We start from the raw sequence: 16,823 nt of genomic DNA, 5'->3' as shown, positions 1-16,823 counted from the left end.
GAGATGAATTGTCTCATAAATAATATATAAGTCTACTATTGTTTCAAATAGAATGATTTCAGATTGATAAAAATGAGAACAGTATGAGTTCAGAAGCACATTCAATAAGCTTGATTGCGCCAGTGGTTTTATTGGCAGCTGCTGTTGTCGCAGTACCTATATTTAAGCGTATAGGGTTAGGGTCAGTTTTAGGATATCTAATTGCAGGGCTTATTATCGGGCCATTTGGTTTTGCATTTTTCCATGATTCGGCCTCCATTTTGCATATCGCTGAATTAGGTATTGTGATGTACTTATTTGTGATTGGGCTAGAAATGCAGCCTTCTCATTTATGGGGATTAAGGCGAGAAATCTTTGGCTTAGGAACTTTGCAAATTGTGGCGTGTTCTTTGGCGCTTACTGGCGTGGGACTTTTATTCGGCTTTACATGGCAAGTAGCATTTATTGGCGCTGCTGGTTTTGTATTAACTTCAACTGCGATTGTGATGCAATTACTTGGTGATCGGGGAGATATTGCTCAACCGCATGGGCAGAAAATTGTCTCGATTTTATTGTTTGAAGATTTATTGATTGTGCCTTTGCTTGCGATTGTGGCATTTATGGCACCAAATCATGTTGTCGAAAGCACGTCCACTCGCTTAGAAAATATAGGAATAGGACTCATCGCGATTGCTGGATTAATCGCGGCAGGTTATTGGTTACTCAACCCCTTATTTAGATTGCTGGCTGCTGCGAAAGCAAGAGAAGTGATGACTGCGGCTGCGCTTTTAGTGGTTTTAGGTGCTGCTTTGTTGATGCAAGTGAGTGGCTTATCAATGGCAATGGGTGCTTTCTTAGCTGGCGTTCTGTTATCTGAATCTACATTTCGACATCAAATTGAAGCAGATATTGAACCCTTTAGAGGGTTGTTACTCGGCTTGTTCTTCCTTGGTGTTGGCATGTCGCTTGATTTATCAGTAGTTGCTCAGAACTGGCAGCTCATTATTAGTGGTGTTTTGGCGTTGATGTTTGCTAAGGCACTGATGATTTATGTGATTGCTCGTGTTACTAAGAGCTCTCATTCAGAGGCTTTAGATCGAGCATTATTAATGGCACAGGGTGGAGAATTCGCCTTTGTATTATTTACCGCGGCTGTGAGCGCACAAGTTATTGATAATACTGTTAAATCAAATCTTACTGCGATTGTTGTATTATCCATGGTGTTGACGCCAATTATTGGAATTATTTTTAGTCGATTTACCAAGACAGATAAAACGGTTTCTTTGGAAAATGTCAGTGTTGCAGAGGGTCTATCTGGCAGCGTATTAATGATTGGTTTTGGTCGCTTTGGTCAAGTTACAAGTCAATTGTTACTAGCGCGTGGCGTTGATGTAACGATCATTGATAATGATATTGATATGATCCAAAACGCAGAAAAATTTGGCTTTAAAATCTATTATGGTGATGGTTGTCGTCTAGATATTTTGCACGCATCAGGCGCAGAGTCGGCACAAGCAATTGTAGTTTGTGTAGATAGTAAAGAAACAACCAATCGAATTGTTGAGTTGGTTACGCATGAGTTCCCACTTGCTAAGCTACTCGTTCGATCTTATGACCGAGAGCATTCACTTTATCTAGTGAAACAGAAAGTTGATTACATGATGCGTGAAACCTTTGAATCAGCAATTAAATTTGGTGAAGTAATATTACAAGAACTTGGTGTAGATGAAGATGAAGTTCGTATTATCTCTGATGAAATTCGAGATCGAGACAATGAACGCTTTGAGACGGAAATTGCAGCTGATGATGTTTATGCAGGTGCGGGTATGCAATATTCACACACTCATCCTCGCCCAACTGCGCCATTAATTCGTCCTAAACAAGCTGGACGAATTTTAAATGATGAAGAGACACAGAAAGATTTAGACGAAAAATAATTCTTAATATTTTTGAATAAGTCTTAGTCCAACTAAGGCTTATTTTTTTGCTTAAATTTGAATAAAACTAAAACAAAAATACCTAGGATCAAACCCCAGAAAGCTGAACCAATTCCTAAAAATTGTACACCCGAAGCACTGCATAAAAATGTTAGGAGCGCTGCTTCACGTTCTTCTACATTTGCAAATGCCACAGCGATGTTATGACTAATGGTAGCAAAAAGTGCAATACCAGCAAGGGCAACAATAAAAATTTGTGGGAATGACATCAGCAAACTTACAAGTGTCGCCGCAAAAAGTCCCATTAAAATATAAAATAAGCCACAACTAATCCCTGCGATATATCGTTTGCTTGGATCAGGATGCACTTGATCATCTAAGCTTACTGCTGCACTGATCGCCGCTAAATTTATTGAAAAACATCCAAAAGGAGCAAAAATAGTATGTGCAACACCTGTCCAACCAACCAATTGATTTACATGCGGGTGATAACCATAACTTTTGATCATCGCAATTCCTGGTAAGTTCTGCGAGGTCATATTGATCACAAACAGTGGCAAAGCTAAACCAAGAATTGCAGACCATGAAAATGAAGGTTGCATCCATACAGGTTGAGTAAATGACCAAGTAATCGATTGCAATTTAAAATCAATAAACAACGGACAAATTGCTGCGCCTAAAATTACTGTGAGTACGATGCTGTAACGAGGAAACAAGCGTTTAGACACAAGATAAATAATAAGCATGCTCAGAATAAATCCTAGGTGGCTTTCTAAACTGCTAAAAATTTGGATACCGAATTTTAACAAGATGCCAGCAAGCATTGCACAAGTTAGACTTTGAGGAATATGCGCTAATAGTTTCTGAAAAATGCCAGAAAATCCAACCACAGCAATTGCGATACCACAAATAACAAATGCACCAATCGCTTCATAAAGATCATAATGACCTGTAGATGCAATAATTAAAGCAATACCTGGCGTAGACCATGCCGTTGCTACGGGGTATTTATACTTCCAAGATAGAATTAAACCAGATAAACCAATCGCCAGACCTAAAGCCCAAAACCATGAGCTAATTTGTGCAGTATTTGCACCTAGCGATTGAGCGCCTTGAATCACTAATATTGCAGATACACTAATACCAATTAGGAAGGTAATAAAACCCGCAAACACCGCAGGAATTGAAAAATCTTGGATGAGACGTTGCATCTATACATCTACATTTATTTAAAATTTGTTGAAAAGTATATCGTTAATACACACTAAATCGTAGTTCTAAAATCATCAAATCAATAAATCAAATTTAATTTAGGTGAGGGTGGACGTAGCGAGTCTTAAACCAAAACCAAAGAATAGAATACCGACTAAAAAAATCCCACTTGCTGCAAGTTTGTAGTTGTGTTTAAAAAAGTTAGCTAATTTAATACCTGAGAAAATTAAAGCAGTTAAATAGCTAAAACTAATGATTTGCAAAATAATAGCTAAAATTAAAAAGCTAAATGCGGGATAAGCATAACTAGGTTCAACGAATTGAACAAAGAAAGACAGGAAAAATAGGATCGCTTTAGGATTGAGTAGACTAATACTGAGTGCGGTACGATAAGGGTGAATCTGATCAAGTTTAGGTAAATCAGCGAGTTCAGCGTTATGAGTTGGTTTATTCCACGTCTGATACGCAGATTGTAATAGTTTAAATCCTAAATAAGATAAGTAGCACGCGCCTGAAAGTTTCAGAAGAACAAACAAAATCGGAAAAGCTTTAAGGAGGGAAGCCGCACCTAAGACAGTACAGATAATTAAAATAAAATCACCGGTAAAAACACCACAAGCAGCGGCGTATCCTGTACGGATACCATAGCGCGAAGCGACAGACATCACATACAAAGAATTCGGACCTGGCAATAACACAATTAAGATTGTACCAATAATATATGTGGTTAAATCTGTTATGCCAAACACGATAAACTCTTTAAAAAACCGATTTTTGCTAATATAACAAAAATCGGTTTTTATAGGTGAAAAATCGACTAATTATGCTTTAATTTCAGCATCAATACCGAAAGACTGGCGTAGTAATAAACTTAACTGATCACGTGCTTTGATAAAGCCATCAATTCCACCTTGAAGTAATTGGAAAGCCATCAAATCTTGTTCTAACTCAGCTTTAAAACTTTCTTTGGTTTGCAGCGCACGTTCAATTTTATCAGCTTGTAGTGCTGCATCTTTTGTTAATTGTGCTTGAATAGTTTGCTGGTCTTGTTCCAATTGTGCCAATAAATTCGGTGCAATCGTTAATAAATCACAACCTGCCAAACCGAGTACTTGTGCTGTGCTACGGAAACTCGCACCCATAACTTGAGTTTGAATATCATATTGTTTGTAATAATTATAGATTTTCTTAACAGATAAGACACCAGGATCTTTTTCGATCGGGTACTGATCAACACCTTCAGCTTTCTTATACCAATCCAAAATACGACCTACAAATGGAGAGATCAAAGTGATGTTTGCATCTGCACAAGCCTGCGCTTGATGTAAACCAAATAACAAGGTGAGGTTACAAGGAATACCTTCCGCTTCAAGAACTTTTGCTGCTTGGATACCTTCCCAAGTTGAAGCAATCTTAATTAAGATACGTGATTGTTCGATTCCGTATCCTTGATAAAGCTTAGACAGTTCACGGGCTTTAGCGATTGTTGCTTCGGTATTATATGAAAGTGAAGCATCTACTTCAGTTGAAACACGACCATCAATTAACTTTAGAATTTCTACACCAAATTTTACAGTCAAAATATCAATCGTGCGTTCAATCAACGCATCACTTTGATAGCCTTCTTCTTTGGCCTGATAAAAGGCATCTTCAATCAGCTCTTTACTTTCAGGCTGTTCAGCCGCAGCAGTAATGAGAGAAGGGTTTGTTGTTGCATCTAATGGTCGAAACTTTTCAATTGCTTCAAGATCACTACTATCAGCAACAACGGTTGTTAAATTCTTTAATTGGTCTAATGCATTCTGGGTCATTGATATAACGTTCTTAATAAACAATATTATTGGTAACTTCTTTTATAACACAATCTGACTGAAAGCAAAGTACAGCTTTCGTTTGATGGATCAGTATTAAATAAGTGGCTGTTATTTAGCCGTATCATGGCGTTGTGCTCTAATATGATCAATTAAAAAGCGCGCCGCAGCACCTAATTCACTTTCTCTACTCCATACTAAATCAACGAAATATTCGAATTTCGGGGTGAAATCATAGAGTTCTAAGATTTTCAATTTCTTCTTTAGCTCAGGATTTTCATTAAACATTTCGAGTGGAAGTACGCCCCAACCTAAATTTCTCACAATCATCATACAAGCAGAGTGGTGATTATCAGTACGCCAATAATCTTTAGAAAAAAGTAATTCTGGTTTAATACTGTTATCACGACTTGCGACAACGATTTGACGCGTTTGCACCATTTGCTCGAAAGAAACATTCTCTAGTTGTGCAAGAGGATGATGCTTAGCAAGTACTGGCACCAAAGCTTCTCTTTTTAACTCTACAAATTGTTCACGACTATCCAGTTGTTCTCGCTCAAACATCAGTGCAAGTTGTGCTGTTTGATCAAGCAACATTTGTAGAGCGTCTTCTTGAGGAGCTGAAACGATATTGATTGCTAAACTAGGAAAATGTTGTTCTAACAAAGTGATGTAATCAGTCCAATTGGTATGGAGTAATTCTGAGACTATAACGATATTCAGTGTTGATTCAAGACCATTACTCAAGGCATGTGCATGTTGCTTCCATTGATTCATTTCAATCAATAATTGCTGAGTTTTTTCATAAAGCACCATCGCTTCGGCTGTCGGCGTTGGCTCACGACCAATTCGTTGGAACAAGTTGAGATTGAGATCAATTTCTAAATTCGCAATCGACATGCTCACAGCGGAAGGAACTTTGCCTAATTTACGTGCAGCAGCAGAAAATGAACCTGTTTCAATCACGGTTTGGAACATCAAAAGTTGTTCTTGATTTATATTCATCTGTCAAAAAAACTGAAAGAATCTGATTAGATTAATCAACATTATAAAAATAAAATGGCTCATATACAAACAAGAGAGTGTTATAGAAATGTTGATTTCCAAAAGAAGACTCGTTCATGCGATGAGCTATGAAGTGATTTTATTGGTCATCATCGCAATCGCGTTAAGTTTTATTTTTAATATGCCTTTAGAAGTCACTGGTGTTTTAGGTGTGATTATGGCGGTGATTTCTGTGGTGTGGAATATGATTTTTAATCATTATTTCGAGAAAGTTGAATATAAATATCAATGGAAAAGGACCATTCCAGTTCGTATTCTTCATGCAGTCGGCTTTGAAGGCGGTTTGATGCTTGCGACCATTCCGATTATTGCCTACATGATGAAAATGAGTTTCATTGATGCATTAATTTTAGACTTTGGTTTAACCATGTGTATTTTGGTTTATACATTTATATTCCAGTGGTGTTATGACCTGATTGAAGAACGCTTCTTTCCGAATGCCAAGTTAGCTGTTTAAACAGTAATATTCCAATAAAACATAGTAATAGTATTGATTTAAAAGTTGATTCAAAGAAATTTGGATCAACTTTTTTTGTGCATGGTTTAAGAGGAGTCTTTTATTAGACCAAACCAAAACCATTTTGAAAATTTGGGTTTTGAACTAAAACAACACACTACTATTAACTTTAAGTTAATGAATTTGCATTTAGGTTGATTGATCAAAATCTCGAAAAAGTTTTTTATAAGAATAGATCAAGACATAACCAAGGGAAAGCACATGGAAGGTTCTGTTCAGCATAAAGAACGACTATGGACAAAGCGTCGGCATAGTAAACAACTCAAGTTGGAAATGGCAAAAAAGTATACAGACGGCGTAGTTATTCCAACACAAGATATTATCAAGGTTTTAGAAACCCTTATTACACCTGGTGATCGAGTTGTACTCGAAGGAAACAATCAAAAACAGGCAGACTTTTTATCGCGTTCATTGGCAAAAACGAATCCCGATATTTTACATGATCTACATATGATTATGCCCAGCGTAGGACGTCCTGAACATTTAGATTTATTTGAAAATGGTATTGCACGCAAATTAGATTTTTCATTTGCTGGAACGCAAAGTTTACGTATCAGTCAGTTGCTTGAAGATGGATTGCTTGAGATAGGGGCGATACATACTTATATCGAATTGTACTCTCGTTTGCTGGTCGATTTAATCCCAAATGTGGTGTTGTCGGCTGGGTTTATGGCAGACCGACAAGGCAATATTTATACAGGTCCTAGTACAGAAGATTCGCCTGCATTGATTGAACCAGCAGCATTCAGTGATGGAATCGTGATTGTACAAGTCAATGAGCTCGTTGATGACGTGAGTGATCTGCCGCGTGTTGATATACCAGCTTCATGGGTGGACTTTATCGTTGTTGCAGATCAGCCATTTTACATTGAACCTTTATTCACGCGTGACCCTAAACACATAAAACCAGTACATGTGTTAATGGCGATGATGGCTATTCGAGGTATTTATGAAAAGCATCAGGTGCAATCTTTAAATCATGGAATTGGTTTTAATACCGCTGCGATTGAGCTTATTTTACCGACTTATGGTGAATCCTTGGGTTTAAAAGGAAAAATTTGCCGTAATTGGACTTTAAATCCTCATCCAACTTTAATTCCTGCGATTGAAACAGGTTGGGTTGAAAGTGTGCATTGTTTCGGTACTGAGTTGGGAATGGAAAAATATGTTGCGGCACGTCCAGATATATTTTTCACAGGTCGTGATGGCTCTTTAAGATCTAACCGAATGATGTGTCAGCTCGCAGGGCAATATGCAGTTGATTTATTTATTGGCGCAACGCTTCAGGTAGATGGAGACGGTCATTCTTCAACAGTAACCAAAGGGCGCTTAGCAGGTTTTGGTGGTGCCCCCAATATGGGACATGATCCTCGCGGTCGTCGTCATGCTACACCAGCATGGATGGATATGCGTATTGCGGGCAGTACAGATACTGACACCTATTTGGCACGTGGTAAAAAGCTAGTCGTTCAAATGGTTGAAACCTATCAAGAAGGTGGCAAACCGACATTCGTTAAAACTTTAGATGCTGTAGATGTGGCAAAAAAATCTGGAATGGATTTAGCGCCGATTATGATTTATGGCGATGATGTTACTCATTTGCTGACCGAGGAAGGCATAGCCTATTTATACAAAGCTCGAAGTTTAGAAGAACGCCGTGACATGATTGCTGCTGTTGCAGGGGTCACAGAAATTGGTCTAAGCCAAGATCCTAAAAAAACACAAAAATTGCGCCAAGAAGGATTAGTTGTATTTCCTGAAGATTTAGGTATTCGGCGTACAGATGCAACGCGGGAGCTGTTAGCAGCCAAAAACATCGCTGATTTAGTGACTTGGTCTGATGGATTGTATCAACCGCCTGCAAAATTTAGGAGCTGGTAATGAATGCGATCTTAAAAACCACTAGCTTTTTTAGCACTTCAGAATATTTAGCAGATATGGCTGTAGAAGCATTATTGGCTGAAGTGAATTTAACTCCTAAACCAGCATTGGTCGATCAACGCGGAAGTGGCGCACATGATGATTTAACGCTTGAACTAATGGAAAAATCGGCACGTAGTTTGTTGCCTATGTTCAAAGCCATGGCTGAAGCTGCTGAATATCATGGTCAAGTTTGTCAGAGTTTAAGAGAGGATATTGGTCAACTCGGTAGACAAGGCGAACAACGCATGTTGCAAGTCACGAAAGGTATCAATACACATCGTGGCGCAATTTGGTCAATTGGACTTGTAGTGACTGCTACGGCATTACGAGTTCGAAATCAGCAACCTTTTCTTATAGATAATATTTGTGCCACAGCCAGTCAAATAGCGCAGATCGAAGATCGTTTTATTCCTCAGCAAAGTCCGAGTCACGGTCAAAAAATAAGACAAAAATTTGGCATCAATGGCGCTAAACAACAAGCCCAGCAAGGTTTTCCAATGATTACTCAATTTGGAATCACCCAGTTAAGACTGAGTCGTGAGCAAGGGATTAAAGAGTCTGAGGCACGTTTGAATGCTTTGTTAGCGATGATGGCACAGCTGACGGATACTTGCGTCATCCATAGAGCAGGACTTGAAGGTTTGAATCTAATGCAAACCGGCGCCAAACACATATTAGAGCTAGGCGGTTGTTCGACTTTTCAAGGACGGAATCGACTTGAACAATTAGAACAGGAGTTATTGGCAATAAGAGCTTCAGCAGGTGGAGCAGCAGATCTACTAGCCACACTTTTATTTCTAGATGAAGTTGAACAATACAACTGGACTTGATAGCAGGGAATATATCAATGGAAATACTGAATTTTGAATTTAAAGCAAATCAATCTCCACAAAAATCTGCCTTAGTCGGTTGTGTAGGCTCAGGTGATTTAGAAATTTTAATGGAGCCTAGCACCTCAGGAAAAACAACGATTCAAGTGATGACTTCTGTGGATGGCAGCGAGCAACGTTGGAAAAATTTATTTGAACGTATTTTTCTAGATCCAAACACGCCCGCTGTGAATATTGATATTCATGATTTTGGTGCTACGCCTGGGGTTGTCCGTTTAAGACTAGAGCAAGCATTTGAAGAGGTGCAACATGGCTGATATCGAGTATTTACTCAGTAAGCAAAGTTTTATCGAACTCAGTGCACGTGAGCGAGCAAAGTCATTATTTGATAAAGATCAATTTAAAGAACTACTTGATCCGTTCAGTCGCATGATGTCACCTTGGCTATTGAAACAGAATATTGTGCCACAAGCGGATGATGGCGTTGTGATTATCAAAGGTTTGATTCAACAAAAGCCAGTTGTGGTGATTTCAATAGAGGGCGTATTTCAAGGCGGCAGTTTGGGTGAAGTGGGCGGCGCTAAAATTGCTGGTGCATTAGAGCTCACAATTGAAGACAACCAAAACAATATTCCAACCACTGCAATTCTATTGCTAGAGACTGGTGGAGTCAGATTACAAGAAGCGAATTTAGGTTTGGCTGCGATTGCTGAAATTCAATCCGCTATTGTGGAGCTGAGACAATTTCAGCCTGTTATAGCTGTCATTGCAGGTAGCGTAGGCTGCTTTGGAGGAATGTCTATTGCTGCTGGATTATGTAGTTATCTGATTATGACTCAAGAGGGACGTTTAGGTTTAAACGGTCCTCAAGTGATTGAGCAAGAAGCAGGAGTAGAAGAGTATAACGCCAAAGATCGTCCATTCATTTGGAGCATTACTGGTGGCGAGCAACGTTTTGCAAGTGGTCTTGCGGATGCATTTGTCGAAGATGATCGTGACCAAATTAAGCAGCAAATTATTCGTTATATGCAACAAGGGCTCTCTAAAGTTCAACGTAGTACCCAAGCTGCATTTTATTTGTCAAAACTTTCTCAAGTAGATACGTCAGATCAGATTTCACCGATGCAAGTACAAACACTATATCAGGGAGAACAAGCATGAACATGGATGTAAATGCGGTGAGAAGTTCAATCAGAGGAAAACATTGGTTCAATGTTTTAACTCAAAATTTTGAGGCTATTGATACTGGCATAGCGTCATTACATGTTGCAAATGGGCAGCTCAATGGTATGGAAATCAGTGTGCTTTCTATCGTAGCTGATGAACATAATCTTTATCCAAGAGCACGACAAGGTGAAGTTGGATTACTTGAAGGTTGGTCTTTAGCGCTTGCAGTAGATCAGATTATTCAAGCTGATCGAGAGCTTGAAAAAAAGCGGGGCATTGTTTGTATTGTAGATGTTCCAAGTCAGGCATATGGTCGTAGAGAAGAAGTATTTGGAATTCATCAAGCATTAGCGGGTGCAGTAGATAGTTACGCTCGGGCGCGTTTGGCAGGACATCCACTTGTAAGTTTGCTGGTAGGTAAATCTATGTCTGGGGCTTTTTTAGCACATGGTTATCAAGCAAATCGAATCTTGGCATTAAATGATCAGGGTGTAATGGTACATGCTATGGGCAAAGAATCAGCAGCACGTGTGACTTTGCGAACTGTCGATGAATTAGAAAGTCTTGCTGCCAATATTCCCCCAATGGCTTATGACATCGAAAGTTATAATTCATTAGGCTTACTATCAAATTTATTAAATGTGAGTAACGCGGACGAACCGACTGACGAAGATATTGAGTACATACAGCAAGCGCTAAAGAGTGCTTTTGAAGATATTACTTTGAGTGGTGTAAATGATTTAAAGCATCGTCTTAATGCAGAGAATCGCAGTATGTCAAAACAAGTTCGTGAGTTGTTGAGGGAGCAATGGACATGATGCATTCTTTCCAACCTCATGATCTTCTGTGGGGCATGACCACAAAGTTGTTACCTAATAGCGCTCCACAATGGGTGATTGATACGATATCCGAGCAAAAGCCTGTGGTGGTAAGACGTGCTGTCTCGGCTTGTAATATGGTTGCTGTCGGTATAAGGGGAATTCAACGGAGCCAAAGATTTGCAACTGAGGTACCAATTAATGTCATTACAAAGTGTATACAGCCAGAGTGCTTAATAGAAGAGGATTTAAGCTTATTTCCTCACTTAAAGTTGAAGTTGCAACAAGTTTATAACGTGATGCAAAGCTTTAATATGACATGGGGTTATACAGGTAGTGTTGGATTTGAATTGGCTACTGGATTGAGAACGGTCACAGAAAATAGCGATATTGATTTACTCATTCGAGCAGATGAGCCTGTTTCAAAATCGCTTGCTCAAACTATTTTACTTCAGTTAGATCATCTCAATATGAAGCTTGATGTGCAATTACAAACACCTCAGGGTGGTGTCGCACTTAGGGAATGGGCAGGCAAAAAAGGGAGTGTTTTACTAAAGAGAAACGATGCTGCTGTTTTGGTCGGAAATCCTTGGTACTAAGGGAATAATAACATGAGCTCAATATGGGTATATCCAGGACAAGGTGCTCAAAAGATCAATATGTTACATGATCTTCCAAAGCATGCCTTGGTGAATCAGTATCTTGAACAGGCATCAGATGTTTTGAAAGAAAACGTCATGTTACTTGATCAGGTTGACGCGTTAAAGTCTACCTACGCAGTTCAGCTTTGTTTATACATTGCTGGTGTTATTAGTTCCGCTTTATTACGAGAGCAAGGGTTACAACCAAAGTACGTTGCGGGTTTATCGATCGGTGCTTGGGCTGCGGCAACGGTTGCCAATGTTATTCGCTTTGAAGATGGGCTCACTTTTGTTGCCAAACGCGCAGAATTGATGCAACAAGCATATCCGAATGGTTATGGAATGACTGCAATTATTGGCGCTGATCGTTTTCAAGTTGAGTCATGGATTGCAAAAGTTGCATCAGATGGTCAGGAGGTTTTCATGGCAAATCTGAACGCTGAAAATCAAGTAGTAATTTCAGGGTCATTTGAAGCAATGCAATTGGTAGCAAAATATGCAAAACAGAATGGAGTAATTTCTAAAAAAATTGAAATTAGTGTGCCATCACATTGCATGCTTTTGGAAAAACAAGCGCAGCAACTCGCGTGTTTAGTGAAAGGATTAAATTCGCAACAACCAACCATACAATATTTGAGTGGTACTTCTGCGCGATTACTCAGAACAAATACTCAAATTATTGACGATATTGTTTTTAACATGAGTCGGACAGTGGATTGGCAGAGCACCGTTCAGGTCGCATGGGAGCGAGGTGTACGCTTACAGATAGAGGTTTTACCCGGGACTGTTTTAACGGGTTTAGCTCGGAAAGTATTTAAAGAAGGGACAGTCTTATCCTTTCAAAATACACAATTTGAAAGTCTGATTATTGCAATGCAAAAGGAAGAAGATTTTGTATAAAGCATAATCAAAAAATGATGCAACTCAAAGGATAGAGGAAACGGAAAATGATTATATACGGAACAGCAATTTTAGCGATTTGTCATTTATTGGGTGATTATTTTGGTAATACGCTAGGCATGCTTTTGGGTGTAAAGGCAAATGTTGGTGGTGTAGCCATCTCTATGATTTTACTTATATTGGCGAAAGAGTTATTAGCGAAAAAAGGTTATCTCCCTCAAGTCACACAATTTGGCATTTTATATTGGTCAGGGATGTACATTCCAATCGTTGTTGCGATGTCTGCGGGACAAAATGTTGTTGCGGCACTGTCGGGTGGATTATTAGGAATTATCGTATCTGTTGCTTCACTTATAGGCACGGTATTGGTTATTCGATATTTAAACCGTATGAGTGGTGACTATGAAACATATGAATGGTCATTAGAAACAACTGAAAAAACGGCTTAAAAAATAATATAAAGGATTGATGAAATGGAAGATTTAATAGCGGTTCTCAGTAAAAATGCACTTGTCACAGCACTTGCGGTTACTGGCTTGATGATGTTTGTATCGCATTTATTGTCTAAATACTTAACCAAAGGAAAGTTACAGAGTTCAGCAATTGCAATTACATTAGGATTGGTTGTGGCATATTTTGCAGGCGTATATACCAATGGCACCAAAGGTATTTCTGATATTGCAATATTTTCAGGGTTTGCATTATTAGGTGGAGCAATGATCCGCGATCTTGCAATCGCATCAACAGCTTTTGAAGTCGATGTGAAAGAGGTGAAAAAAGCTGGAAAAGTCGGATTAATTGCTTTGACTTTAGGATGTGTTGTGCCATTTGCAATTGGAGTTGTTGTAGCTTGGTGTTTAGGTTACAAAGATCCAATTTCAATGACTACGATTGGTGCCGGTGCGATGACTTATATCGTGGGGCCGATTACAGGTACTGCCATAGGTGCAAGTTCAGATGTAATTGCATTGTCAATTGCGATTGGTTTAATCAAATCGGTGTTCTTTATGGTTGGAACGCCTTTATTAGCAAAGTTTATGTATTTAAAAAGCCCTAGATCAGCAATGGTTTTTGGTGGCTTAGCTGGAACAACTAGTGGAACTGCTGCTGGTTTAGCTGGTACTGACGTCCGTTTAGTTCCATACGGTGCTTTAGTTGCTACCTTTTATACAGGATTAGGATGCTTACTTGGACCTTCAGTTTTCTTTCTAACCGTCAATGCAATTTTTAGTTAATTGAAATTGAAGACTAAAAAGGGTAGTTAATTAAATATTAACTACCCAAATAATTATAAATATTGTCGCGCAAACATCCGACATTCAGCGATTAATGCCAATAGGTTTGGATCCCTTTCTTTACTCTTTAGAAAAACGACTCCAATTTCCTGTTTGATTTGATAAGGTGCTTGTAATGGAATAAGTTTGACCGAACTTTCATAAATTGTAGAGATACGGCCAGGTAGTAAAGCCATGCCTACACCTGTACTGACCATACTGACCAAGGTGAAAATATCACTTACCTGTAAGAAAACTTTTGGATCAATACCTGCTTTTTCAAACACAATATCGCTGTCATGACGTGTTGCAAAACCTTTAGAAAGCGTTAAAAAAGTTTCGTCTTTCAAGGTACTTAAATCGATTTCCTCTAAAGTGGATAGCGGTGAGTTTTTGTTGACAGCAAGATATATATTGTCCTCAAACATCGCTAAGCTTTCAAAATCAGGATCAGATGTTGTTTGATTTAATGCAACGATAATTGCATCTAACTCGGTTGTTTTTAACTTTTTGACTAGATCTAGGTTTGAGCTAAGTAGCAATTGAATATCTAATTCACCTCGGCGTAATTTTAAACGACTAATCACATTCGGTATGGTATTTACAGTCAACGAGTATAACGAACCTAAATGTAAAACTTTGGCTGCAAATCCAGCTGCTTCTCTCGTCTTATTAACCGTTGTTACGATATCTTGCACGATTTTTTGAGCATGCTCTTGTAGTACATAAGCGCTTTTTAATGGAATTAAGTTGCGACCTTCATTTTTAAATAATGGACAACGCAGACTATTTTCTAGGGAATGCAATGCCTTGTGAACACTGACATTACTGATTTGCATTTCTGTCGCAGTTTTTGAAAGGCTGCCACAGCGCATGAAAGCTAGAAAAATTTGAATTTTTCTTAAGGTTAGGTCTTCATCAATTTCCATATCAATCATGCTCGTAGCGAATTAAATTTACTTTAAATTGACATTTATATTAGGTCTAAAAGCGCTGTTATGTTCATGATATAGACTAAAATCTTTGAATTAATTTAAGATCGAGTAATGGTTGCATATTTTTAATAAGCTTTAATTGTGAATAAATAGCCTAGGCATCAATACAGGGTGATGATATTTATCCACATAACAATTCTGTGGTTATGTTTTTAATTTCTGAGTTGCTCATAAACATATAGTTATATAAATTGTGTGAGTATTGTTCAAGTTTCAAATTGATCAGTTAAGATGGTCTAAACCAATGCGATTAATAATGCTTAAAACTTCCAACTAAGTTTATAACGAAACGGTAGAAATCCTACGTGAGTCAACTGACATCTGAGCAACGATCTGAGCTTTTAAAAAATAAAGATCTTCATATTTTTGGAGAGGATTTATCTCAGTCGGAATTAGTGGGTTGCGAGGAATGCGACACGATCTATCGTAGAGTTGATTTAGCCGCTGGAGAGCGGGCGTATTGCGAGTGTTGTGGTGCAGAACTTTATAGGCAACCCAAATCGTTTACATCACTATTAGCATTGGTAATAACTGCTTTTATTATTTTTATTATTGCTAATAGCTTTCCTATTGTAAAAGTTGAGCTACAAGGGAATTTTTCCCAGACGACATTGCTTGGTGCAGCATGGACAATGTTTCAGATTGATCGAGCTTTTGTGGGGATTTTAATTTTAATAACCACATTTATCGTTCCCTTAATTGATTTGATGCTTTTAATGTATGTACTCACATCAATTGGACTTTTTAAAACCAGACCTAAATTTTTAAGATTGACATTAAGAGTGCTGTTCTTATTTCGAGTATGGGGAATGGTCGAAGTTTTTCTTATCGGTGTATTGGTCACTCTTGTAAAATTAGTAGGAATGGTCATTGTCATTCCTGGGATTGCACTTTGGGCATTTGGCATATTAAGTATATTGCTGGTCTATATATCTTCAGTAAAAATTAAAGATATTTGGGACGAAATTGATAGGTGTTTATCATGAAAAATCAGCATGTAAGCGCCAACAAATATAATGATCATTCGATTGGAAATATTAAACACTACCCAAGAGCAAAAGATTTTTCACTCTTACAATGTCATTGTTGTGGTCTTTTAAATCCGCAACAAAATATGGATGGAGATGATCAACATTGTTCACGTTGTCATACAGCATTACATCTTCGAAAACCTTATAGTTTAGATCGAACTTTAGCATTAGTGATCGCTGCGAGTATTTTATATATTCCAGCAAATGTATTACCAATGACAATGACGGATTCATTGCTTGGTCGTCAGCAAGATACAATTATGAGTGGTGTGATTTATTTCTGGAAAAGTGGTGACTATTTGGTATCTGCCGTAATTTTTATGGCGAGTATCTTTATTCCTATGTTAAAACTACTGATCTTGTGCTTCCTATTAATTGCAGTACGTATACAATCATTTTCACGATGGAATTTTTCTCCTGAACAATGCACATTGTTATATCGAGTTGTCGAATTTATAGGTCGATGGTCGATGATCGATGTATTTGTAGTGGCTTTATTAACAGCGCTCATTCAGATTCAATCGCTTGCAACCATCTTAGCTGGGCCAGGTGCTGTTGCATTTGGAGCAGTTGTTGTTCTCACTATGTTTGCATCTTTGAGTTTTGATCCACGAATTATTTGGGATAATTATTACGCAAATGAAGCTCGTGATCGCCAGCAATCTATAGAGAAAACTTCGACAGTAATGCACATGGAAAACTCCATTGAATAAACTAATTTTT

The 16,823-nt window shown here is 38.2% G+C and carries 18 protein-coding genes; 13 read left to right on the top strand and 5 right to left on the bottom strand.

Going from position 1 to position 16,823, the window contains the following annotated elements; genetic code table 11:
* Window positions 1-83 precede the first annotated feature (83 nt).
* Window positions 84-1,916 carry a monovalent cation:proton antiporter-2 (CPA2) family protein gene (locus NGC85_RS10485; protein ID WP_254730953.1) on the top strand — a complete coding sequence of 611 codons (1,833 nt, stop codon included), beginning with the start codon at window positions 84-86 and terminating at the stop codon, window positions 1,914-1,916.
* 32 nt (window positions 1,917-1,948) lie between these two features.
* Here the strand turns inward: NGC85_RS10485 and NGC85_RS10480 are convergent, their stop codons facing one another.
* The 4 genes from NGC85_RS10480 to NGC85_RS10465 all read right to left on the bottom strand — a co-directional run bounded on the left by NGC85_RS10480 (window position 1,949) and on the right by NGC85_RS10465 (window position 5,944).
* The gene (locus NGC85_RS10480) at window positions 1,949-3,127 is read right to left on the bottom strand and encodes a benzoate/H(+) symporter BenE family transporter (RefSeq protein WP_254730951.1); all 1,179 of its coding nucleotides are present in this window, start codon (window positions 3,125-3,127) and stop codon (window positions 1,949-1,951) included.
* Between the two features lie 99 nt (window positions 3,128-3,226).
* Window positions 3,227-3,877, bottom strand: coding sequence for a leucine efflux protein LeuE (leuE, locus tag NGC85_RS10475; protein ID WP_254730949.1), 651 nt, complete (start codon window positions 3,875-3,877; stop codon window positions 3,227-3,229).
* A gap of 72 nt (window positions 3,878-3,949) precedes the next feature.
* Window positions 3,950-4,939 carry a transaldolase gene (tal, locus tag NGC85_RS10470; protein WP_254730946.1) on the bottom strand — a complete coding sequence of 330 codons (990 nt, stop codon included), beginning with the start codon at window positions 4,937-4,939 and terminating at the stop codon, window positions 3,950-3,952.
* Window positions 4,940-5,050: 111 nt separating this feature from the next.
* A complete protein-coding gene (locus tag NGC85_RS10465; RefSeq protein WP_254730943.1) occupies window positions 5,051-5,944 on the bottom strand; it encodes a LysR family transcriptional regulator in 894 nt (297 codons plus the stop codon).
* An 88-nt stretch (window positions 5,945-6,032) separates the two neighbouring features.
* Between NGC85_RS10465 and aceI the strand changes: the two genes are divergently transcribed.
* The 10 genes from aceI to madM all read left to right on the top strand — a co-directional run bounded on the left by aceI (window position 6,033) and on the right by madM (window position 14,035).
* Complete coding sequence (gene aceI / locus NGC85_RS10460) at window positions 6,033-6,461, top strand: chlorhexidine efflux PACE transporter AceI (protein WP_254730939.1); 429 nt, start codon at window positions 6,033-6,035, stop codon at window positions 6,459-6,461.
* A gap of 261 nt (window positions 6,462-6,722) precedes the next feature.
* Complete coding sequence (gene mdcA, locus NGC85_RS10455) at window positions 6,723-8,402, top strand: malonate decarboxylase subunit alpha (protein ID WP_254730936.1); 1,680 nt, start codon at window positions 6,723-6,725, stop codon at window positions 8,400-8,402.
* Complete coding sequence (locus NGC85_RS10450; RefSeq protein ID WP_254730933.1) at window positions 8,402-9,274, top strand: triphosphoribosyl-dephospho-CoA synthase; 873 nt, start codon at window positions 8,402-8,404, stop codon at window positions 9,272-9,274. The genes mdcA and NGC85_RS10450 overlap by 1 nt, the downstream gene beginning before the upstream one ends.
* A 17-nt stretch (window positions 9,275-9,291) precedes the next feature.
* Window positions 9,292-9,591 carry a malonate decarboxylase subunit delta gene (locus NGC85_RS10445; RefSeq protein WP_005053418.1) on the top strand — a complete coding sequence of 100 codons (300 nt, stop codon included), beginning with the start codon at window positions 9,292-9,294 and terminating at the stop codon, window positions 9,589-9,591.
* On the top strand, window positions 9,584-10,435 hold the full coding sequence (locus tag NGC85_RS10440; protein WP_254730929.1) for a biotin-independent malonate decarboxylase subunit beta: 852 nt from the start codon (window positions 9,584-9,586) through the stop codon (window positions 10,433-10,435). Before NGC85_RS10445 ends, NGC85_RS10440 begins: the two co-directional genes overlap by 8 nt.
* Window positions 10,432-11,259, top strand: coding sequence for a biotin-independent malonate decarboxylase subunit gamma (mdcE, locus tag NGC85_RS10435; protein ID WP_254730926.1), 828 nt, complete (start codon window positions 10,432-10,434; stop codon window positions 11,257-11,259). Before NGC85_RS10440 ends, mdcE begins: the two co-directional genes overlap by 4 nt.
* Window positions 11,250-11,858: a malonate decarboxylase holo-ACP synthase gene (locus NGC85_RS10430; protein WP_254730924.1), complete on the top strand. Its 609-nt coding sequence runs from the start codon at window positions 11,250-11,252 to the stop codon at window positions 11,856-11,858. Before mdcE ends, NGC85_RS10430 begins: the two co-directional genes overlap by 10 nt.
* 12 nt (window positions 11,859-11,870) lie before the next feature.
* Window positions 11,871-12,800, top strand: a complete 930-nt coding sequence (gene mdcH, locus NGC85_RS10425; protein WP_254730922.1) for a malonate decarboxylase subunit epsilon — start codon at window positions 11,871-11,873, stop codon at window positions 12,798-12,800.
* Between the two features lie 47 nt (window positions 12,801-12,847).
* Complete coding sequence (madL, locus tag NGC85_RS10420) at window positions 12,848-13,249, top strand: malonate transporter subunit MadL (RefSeq protein WP_005058496.1); 402 nt, start codon at window positions 12,848-12,850, stop codon at window positions 13,247-13,249.
* 24 nt (window positions 13,250-13,273) lie between these two features.
* Window positions 13,274-14,035 carry a malonate transporter subunit MadM gene (gene madM, locus NGC85_RS10415; protein WP_005058497.1) on the top strand — a complete coding sequence of 254 codons (762 nt, stop codon included), beginning with the start codon at window positions 13,274-13,276 and terminating at the stop codon, window positions 14,033-14,035.
* Between the two features lie 53 nt (window positions 14,036-14,088).
* On the opposite strand, the gene NGC85_RS10410 is transcribed toward madM, so the two are convergent.
* Complete coding sequence (locus NGC85_RS10410; protein WP_254730919.1) at window positions 14,089-15,003, bottom strand: LysR family transcriptional regulator; 915 nt, start codon at window positions 15,001-15,003, stop codon at window positions 14,089-14,091.
* 428 nt (window positions 15,004-15,431) lie between these two features.
* Between NGC85_RS10410 and NGC85_RS10405 the strand changes: the two genes are divergently transcribed.
* Together NGC85_RS10405 and NGC85_RS10400 are read left to right on the top strand one after the other, a co-directional pair.
* The gene (locus NGC85_RS10405; RefSeq protein WP_254805589.1) at window positions 15,432-16,055 is read left to right on the top strand and encodes a paraquat-inducible protein A; all 624 of its coding nucleotides are present in this window, start codon (window positions 15,432-15,434) and stop codon (window positions 16,053-16,055) included.
* Entirely contained in the window at window positions 16,052-16,813 is a 762-nt protein-coding gene (locus tag NGC85_RS10400; protein ID WP_254730916.1) for a paraquat-inducible protein A, read from the top strand. Before NGC85_RS10405 ends, NGC85_RS10400 begins: the two co-directional genes overlap by 4 nt.
* Window positions 16,814-16,823: the final 10 nt, after the last annotated feature.

Origin of the sequence: Acinetobacter sp. Z1 (assembly GCF_024296945.1) — a bacterium.
GTDB lineage: Bacteria > Pseudomonadota > Gammaproteobacteria > Pseudomonadales > Moraxellaceae > Acinetobacter > Acinetobacter beijerinckii.
This window is presented reverse-complemented; position numbering and strand designations above follow the sequence as displayed.

Excerpts from the sequence above, each read along its gene's own strand:
- NGC85_RS10485 (WP_254730953.1), top strand. The coding sequence starts at position 84 with ATGAGTTCAGAAGCACATTCAATAAGCTTGATTGCGCCAGTGGTTTTA.
- NGC85_RS10480 (WP_254730951.1), bottom strand. The coding sequence starts at position 3,127 with ATGCAACGTCTCATCCAAGATTTTTCAATTCCTGCGGTGTTTGCGGGT.
- tal (WP_254730946.1), bottom strand. The coding sequence starts at position 4,939 with ATGACCCAGAATGCATTAGACCAATTAAAGAATTTAACAACCGTTGTT.
- NGC85_RS10465 (WP_254730943.1), bottom strand. The coding sequence starts at position 5,944 with ATGAATATAAATCAAGAACAACTTTTGATGTTCCAAACCGTGATTGAA.
- aceI (WP_254730939.1), top strand. The coding sequence starts at position 6,033 with ATGTTGATTTCCAAAAGAAGACTCGTTCATGCGATGAGCTATGAAGTG.
- mdcA (WP_254730936.1), top strand. The coding sequence starts at position 6,723 with ATGGAAGGTTCTGTTCAGCATAAAGAACGACTATGGACAAAGCGTCGG.
- NGC85_RS10450 (WP_254730933.1), top strand. The coding sequence starts at position 8,402 with ATGAATGCGATCTTAAAAACCACTAGCTTTTTTAGCACTTCAGAATAT.
- NGC85_RS10445 (WP_005053418.1), top strand. The coding sequence starts at position 9,292 with ATGGAAATACTGAATTTTGAATTTAAAGCAAATCAATCTCCACAAAAA.
- NGC85_RS10440 (WP_254730929.1), top strand. The coding sequence starts at position 9,584 with ATGGCTGATATCGAGTATTTACTCAGTAAGCAAAGTTTTATCGAACTC.
- mdcE (WP_254730926.1), top strand. The coding sequence starts at position 10,432 with ATGAACATGGATGTAAATGCGGTGAGAAGTTCAATCAGAGGAAAACAT.
- NGC85_RS10430 (WP_254730924.1), top strand. The coding sequence starts at position 11,250 with ATGGACATGATGCATTCTTTCCAACCTCATGATCTTCTGTGGGGCATG.
- mdcH (WP_254730922.1), top strand. The coding sequence starts at position 11,871 with ATGAGCTCAATATGGGTATATCCAGGACAAGGTGCTCAAAAGATCAAT.
- madL (WP_005058496.1), top strand. The coding sequence starts at position 12,848 with ATGATTATATACGGAACAGCAATTTTAGCGATTTGTCATTTATTGGGT.
- madM (WP_005058497.1), top strand. The coding sequence starts at position 13,274 with ATGGAAGATTTAATAGCGGTTCTCAGTAAAAATGCACTTGTCACAGCA.
- NGC85_RS10410 (WP_254730919.1), bottom strand. The coding sequence starts at position 15,003 with ATGGAAATTGATGAAGACCTAACCTTAAGAAAAATTCAAATTTTTCTA.
- NGC85_RS10400 (WP_254730916.1), top strand. The coding sequence starts at position 16,052 with ATGAAAAATCAGCATGTAAGCGCCAACAAATATAATGATCATTCGATT.